Genomic DNA, 6,000 nt, shown 5'->3' with positions numbered 1-6,000 from the left:
GAGGTTTTTTATTCTAAGTGATTAACCGAACTTGATATAACATCATCTTTGATTGAATATCAAAGTCATGGGAAATAGGTAAGAACAATGCGGTTTACCTATTTCCTAATTATTAATTGCTGATAATACTAAGTACAGCTTTGCATAAAATCTTAGTTTATTTAAACGCAAAGGAACGCGGAGTCAGCGCAAAGGGACGCAGAGTATTTCTATAGATAATTCACTACGAAATAATAAAAAATTGTACTAAAAATGCTCACCTAAAAACACACCCAATTGATAATAGTATATGTAGATCGTTAAATTTTTGGAATTATTATACTGAAGTAAACTTTAAATTGTGGGGTGCGTTAAAGCAGCGCGTAACGCACGAGATTTGGTGGTGCGTTACGGCTAATTTCTATTCTCTCAAACGCTCAAATTTTTACGTAGCCGTAATACAGCCTACTGAATATTTACTCACAACCACGACATAATTATATTCACGTTAATCATCAGATTTTTGCCCTTCTGAGATAATTTTTGTCAAAATATTGCCTGTAATATCTAATAGTTGATCTAAGAGAAAACCGATAGTACCAATATAAATTAGACCCTCGATAATCTTATTATAGTTACCTCCTCTGTAACCATTCCAAATCAAAAACCCTAAGCCTCTTCCGATTGTCAACATTTCAATTGCAATCACTGTAAACCAAGCTATCCACAGACCTGTTCTTAAAGCATCAAATATATAACTAATTGCCACACGAAAATTATTGTCTTGGAGACGACTTTTTCGCATACCTGTAGCTGTGTTAATCATCACCGCCCAGATAGCGCTAAAAAAAACAACGATACTTGCTGCTACTTCTACTTCTTTAAAAAAGATAAAAGCGAGTGGTACAAATGCTATAGGAGGAATGCTGTAGGGAATTTGTAGCAATCGCTTACATAGTTGATAAAGTAAGGGATTTATACCAATTGCACTTCCCAGTAAAATCCCCGCAACAGCAGCAGGAATAAAACCTACAAATAATAATTGTAGGCTAGATAAAAAGTCTAACAATATACTATGCTCCATGCCTCACGATTTCAATTGGAACATCTGAGGAATGGAGCGACTGTAATAAATGATGGCACACAAACAAGCAATTTGAATTGCACTCATTCCCCAGAAAATATGAAAGTCGGGCTTTATAAAATCTATCAAAAATCTAAAACTTAAATAACAAACTAAATAAAATTTAAATAAATCACCTTCTTGGTATTGATAGCGACTGCGAAGGCGTATAAATATTAATAAGATGATTAAAAATATAATTTCATAGAGTTGAGTAGGATGACGAGGAATACCATCACCAAAATCTACACCCCAAGGTAATTTTGTAGCAATTCCGTAAGTGCGATCGCTCAACCCAGTTAAAAAGCAACCAATCCTACCAATTGCTGTTCCGATAATTAATGGATAGACAAATACATCACCAGTGGAGCGCGTGACACCAATAATTTTTTTGGTAATTTCTACTCCAATCACCGCACCTAATATCGCTCCAACAACTGTTTTACCTTGCAGTAATAGTAATAAAAATAGCTGGGAATTTTGCCCTAATAAATTAATATGTTGCAGTAAAACTAACGCCTTTACACCGACAATAGCACCCAGCATCCCACCCACAATAATACAAGTGCGTTGTGGTGGTGTAATAATATCCTTGCGGGCATTACGCAAGACTAAACTTAACGCCACAGTATAAGCTATGGATTCAAATAAAATATGTGGGTGAATCCGCAGTGAACCCAAGTAAAAATAAACGGGAAAATTCATATGTTAGTTGATAGCTATTAGTTGTTAGTTTAACCACCAACTACCAATGTACAGACGCGATGTTCCTCGCGTCTGTACCCACTAACTACTAACCATTATTTATCTTCCCATCTTCCGCTTCATATCTTCCAACTCAGCCTCAGTTTCCCAACGACGGAATGTTTCTTCTAGAGGATCATTCCCACTGGAGTAACTACGGCTTTGATTCGACCAACCAGCGGTTTCGATACGCTGCTGTGCTTGTGCTTTGGCACGTGCTGTCTGTGCTTCCGCAGCTTTTGTTTGCACTTCCTGTCGCCGTTGTTGAACTTTCTTGAGTAAATCCTGTGCTTGGGTAATGCGTTCTTTCAATCCTTGCATCTGTCCCCACTGCTGATTGCCTTGCCGCAAGAGTGCTGCTTCTCTTTCTTGCGCTTTGACTGCTAAATCCTCTCTCCCGGCATTTTTTGCTTTTTGGACACGGATATGCCACCTTTGGATTTCTTGAGCTGTGGACAGAATTTCTTCTTGCGATCGCTTCTCTTGTAATTGTAAATCTGCAATCAATTTTAAAGTATCTTCTTCCTGCTCCCGCAGCTGCTCTAACAACGCTTCTAATTCCAGATGCGGATTACTTCGCAAGAATTCCTCTAAACGATTTTCCAAAAACCGACTCAAATCATCAAATAAGCCCACAGCTAGAACTCCAGAGGTGAGGTACATCATTTTATTGTAGCCATTATTATCAGCAGCAAAAAGCTACTGAGAAATAAAAAAGGTAACTATGCAGATAAAATCATCTTTTTATAGCTTTTCAATCTCAAGATATCTTTAGTTTTTAGTCTTTAGACTTAGTTTCAATATTCAATCTTCCCTCTCAAGGTTGAAGTTTTTTCTAGCTATCTTGCTTAGTTTGTATAGATAGTTAGAAAGAAAGTTAGTTTACACAAAAAATTTTTAGTGATAACTTTTATTAGCCAGTAGTTAGTGGTTAAAAGCCAACTACTATATGAGTAATTTGCAAAGTCTCTCTTTCAAGAGACAAAGTTTGTATATTAATTTTTTAATTTAGTGGAAGATAAGCGTTTAAAGACTTCATTGTTACTCACATTAGTAGCTTTCACGTTGGAGAAAATATGAATTATCTTATTGCAGTGTTATCAGATAGAATGCAGGCGGAGGAAGCTTACTCTGCTCTTGAAAAAGAAGGTTTACCTGTAAATCAAATTGATATTTTAGGTCAAGGCTACAAAACAGCTGATGAATATGGGTTAATCAACCCAAATGTGCAAGCTAAAAAAGGAGCAAATCGCCTGGCGCTTTGGTTAATTCCCTTTGGTTTTGTAGCGGGTTATGCTTTTAATGCTTTGACAGGCATTGAGATATTTCCTATTGGCAGTTTTGGCAATCATATTATTGGTGGACTTTTAGGAACTGCTGCTGGTGCTTTGGGTGCATATTTAGTTGGTGGCGGAGTCGGTTTAACTGTGGGTAGTGGAGATGCTTTACCTTACCGCAATCGTTTAAATGAAGGAAAGTACCTAATTGTAGTCAAAGGTACTGAAGAATTAACTCGTCAAGCAACTCGTATTTTACGCCAGTTTGAACCAGAGAACTTACAAGGCTACATCGAGCCAACAAGTGCATAAAAGGGAAAGGGGAACGACTTGGAGGACAAGGAGGACAAACCAGACAAGGAGGACAACAAAGAAATTTTTCTTCCCATCTCCCCATCTCCCAACCATCAAGTTTTCCCTTTAACCTTTCCCCACTTCTTTACATATTTGAACGCAACTGAGCAACACGACTTAATGCACTTAATTGCGGTTTATTTTTGAATTCATCTAAGTGCATAAGTTTGCCACTTTGAGCAAGCCGTTTTTCCACAATTTCTTGATAAACAGCTTCATAGCCATCTACCATTTTTCGCACACTGAAATTATTCTCGACATGATCACGACATGCATAGCGATCAAGTTTTTCCACTTTGCTAACAGCATCAACGCATTCTGCAATATTGTTACAGATAAAACCTGTTTTACCGTGAGCAATTACTTCTGGAACTGACCCCATATTCATAGCAATAACAGGTGTTCCGGCTGCCATTGATTCTACCATTACTAGCCCAAATGGTTCCCGCCAAGTAATGGTAAATAAAGTTGCCACTGCACCACCCATCAGAGCATTTTTCTGAACATGATTTGCTTCACCTAAATACTCTATTTGCTTCCCATCAATGAGAGGTTTAACTTCCTTTTCAAAATATTCTCTATCAACTACATCTATTTTGCCTGCCATTTTTAAACGCCAACCAGCTTGTTTAGCAATTTGTATTGCGATGTGCGTTCCTTTTTCTGGTGATATCCTACCTAAAAATGCCAAGTAAGGGGGTTCTTCTGGCTGGGGGTGGAACTGATGACTACTGACATCTATACCGTTATAAACTGTTGCTACATAATTTAACTCTAATCTTGGTTCACGCTGGGAATTAGAAATACTCACATAGGGTTGATTTTTAGCATTTACAAACAATTTTTCGTTGTCGGGTGTAAAAATACCGTGCAAAGTATGTACAGTAGGTGTGTTAACTAAATTAACATAGGGTAAAGCATTACAACCCATATGAGAATGAATAATATCAAACTCATTTGCGGCTTCGTACACCCGACTCAATTCCAACATCTCATAGACGCCATACTCTTTTATACTTGGATCAAGCCGTAAAGCACGAGGATGAACTGATACTAACTTTGCCAAAGTGAGAGAATCTCCCGATGCAAATAGCGTGACTTCATGTCCACGCCGGACTAACTCATCGGTTAACAATCCCACCACTAATTCAGTACCACCATAACCTGGAGGTGGAACTCTTTCCCAGAGTGGGGCAACCTGAGCAATTCGCATAAAAGACTCCTAAAAAAATTAGAATTAAAAAGTGGCTACGTTTTTCTAAAATGTGTTTTCAAGCAACTTATTTAATGTAAGAGCTTAGTTGAAACACTTGTCGAGCCAGGGAACAATAAAAACTTTATATTTCTATGCAGGTGATTTTTGTCTACCTAAGGTGGGGATATGCTTGCTTTCAGGTATGAAAAAGAGATTACAACCGGCTTTCGCGATTAATCATTTTTCTTGTCTTCTCTCCTAAGAGAGAAGACATGGAGAGTAAAACCAGCTAATAGTATCTAGTTATTTACTGTTTGAAACTACTGATAAAAAAGAAGTGTAAGTATTCATAATTTTTCTTTATGCCAGTCCTGCAAAATTCTTTTGATATAGTTAGAATATAATCAATATCAAATCCAAATTTAAAACTCATTTGGATTCAGAATTGTTGAAGTTGGGAGCTTAAAGCTTCAACGCATCATTCTGAATAAAAAACTCATGATTTTTTGTCTGATGTAGATTCTCATGAAACCTATCTACGCAGACTTAAAAAAAGTGAGTAAATGCAATTTGGATTTGGTAGAACTAGCGTCTTACAAGTAGATAAAAGCCAATGATAAAGGCTTAATGGATGCGCTTGTTGGCGCTAGTAGTTAAAACTTCACAATAAACCATCAATAGGAATAGTTTTTGGTTAAATCCAAACACAAGACTCACAAATGGGTCTAGTATACCTTATACATGTTTGGTTAAGGGAAACTCAGAGTCCCTACTCCCTTTGGGAGTGGAGATCAGGAGGAATAGGTAAGGGGAAGGGAAATTTAGGAGAGTACTTTCTTCTTTCACCTTTGACCAAAATATGTTGAGGTCTACTCCATATCTTTTTCTTGATTAATCTATTCCTACTCACACATTAAAAATCGATTCTCAATATCACAACTTATGAACCGTCTAACAAATCTATTTCAAAACAGAGCAATTTTGTGGATTGGTGTTTTTTCCCTGCTTGTTGTTTACTGGGCGATGGTGAATCTCGCCATGTAAACCGATTCAATTAGTTATTAACTTTTAGGGTGGACAGCATTGCTGCCCACCCTAAATTGTAATTACAACAGTGTCATCCAGGAAAAGGGCGCAGTTAAGAGTAAAATACATAACTAATAAATTTTTATAACTTACGCATATGTGAATTAAAAGTATAGTGTAAATCCTGTTTTTGAAGTCGTACACGCTCCCAAAGGAGGCTTCCCAAAGGATACACGGATGAACACTGATAATCTATCTGTGTCCATCTGGGTTCATCTGCGAAAAGTTTGTAGACACGAAGT

At 37.2% G+C, this 6,000-nt stretch carries 5 protein-coding genes; 1 reads left to right on the top strand and 4 read right to left on the bottom strand.

The window, feature by feature from the left end:
- Nucleotides 1-487: 487 nt before the first annotated feature.
- The 3 genes from UYI_RS0105040 to UYI_RS0105030 all read right to left on the bottom strand — a co-directional run bounded on the left by UYI_RS0105040 (nucleotide 488) and on the right by UYI_RS0105030 (nucleotide 2,509).
- A complete protein-coding gene (locus UYI_RS0105040; RefSeq protein WP_016865586.1) occupies nucleotides 488-1,063 on the bottom strand; it encodes an ABC transporter permease in 576 nt (191 codons plus the stop codon).
- A gap of 3 nt (nucleotides 1,064-1,066) precedes the next feature.
- Nucleotides 1,067-1,807, bottom strand: coding sequence for a prolipoprotein diacylglyceryl transferase (locus tag UYI_RS0105035; RefSeq protein ID WP_016865585.1), 741 nt, complete (start codon nucleotides 1,805-1,807; stop codon nucleotides 1,067-1,069).
- A gap of 99 nt (nucleotides 1,808-1,906) precedes the next feature.
- A complete protein-coding gene (locus UYI_RS0105030) occupies nucleotides 1,907-2,509 on the bottom strand; it encodes a TIGR04376 family protein (RefSeq protein ID WP_016865584.1) in 603 nt (200 codons plus the stop codon).
- A gap of 413 nt (nucleotides 2,510-2,922) precedes the next feature.
- On the opposite strand from UYI_RS0105030, the gene UYI_RS0105025 reads away from it, so the two are divergent.
- Entirely contained in the window at nucleotides 2,923-3,435 is a 513-nt protein-coding gene (locus UYI_RS0105025) for a hypothetical protein (protein WP_016865583.1), read from the top strand.
- A 127-nt stretch (nucleotides 3,436-3,562) separates the two neighbouring features.
- On the opposite strand, the gene UYI_RS0105020 is transcribed toward UYI_RS0105025, so the two are convergent.
- Nucleotides 3,563-4,690: a glycosyltransferase family 4 protein gene (locus UYI_RS0105020; protein WP_016865582.1), complete on the bottom strand. Its 1,128-nt coding sequence runs from the start codon at nucleotides 4,688-4,690 to the stop codon at nucleotides 3,563-3,565.
- Between the last annotated feature and the right edge of the window lie 1,310 nt (nucleotides 4,691-6,000).

Origin of the sequence: Fischerella muscicola PCC 7414, assembly GCF_000317205.1 — a bacterium.
Taxonomy (GTDB): Bacteria; Cyanobacteriota; Cyanobacteriia; order Cyanobacteriales; family Nostocaceae; genus Fischerella; species Fischerella muscicola.
Note: the sequence above shows the minus strand (reverse complement) of the source record. Positions and strands in the feature narration are given on the sequence as shown.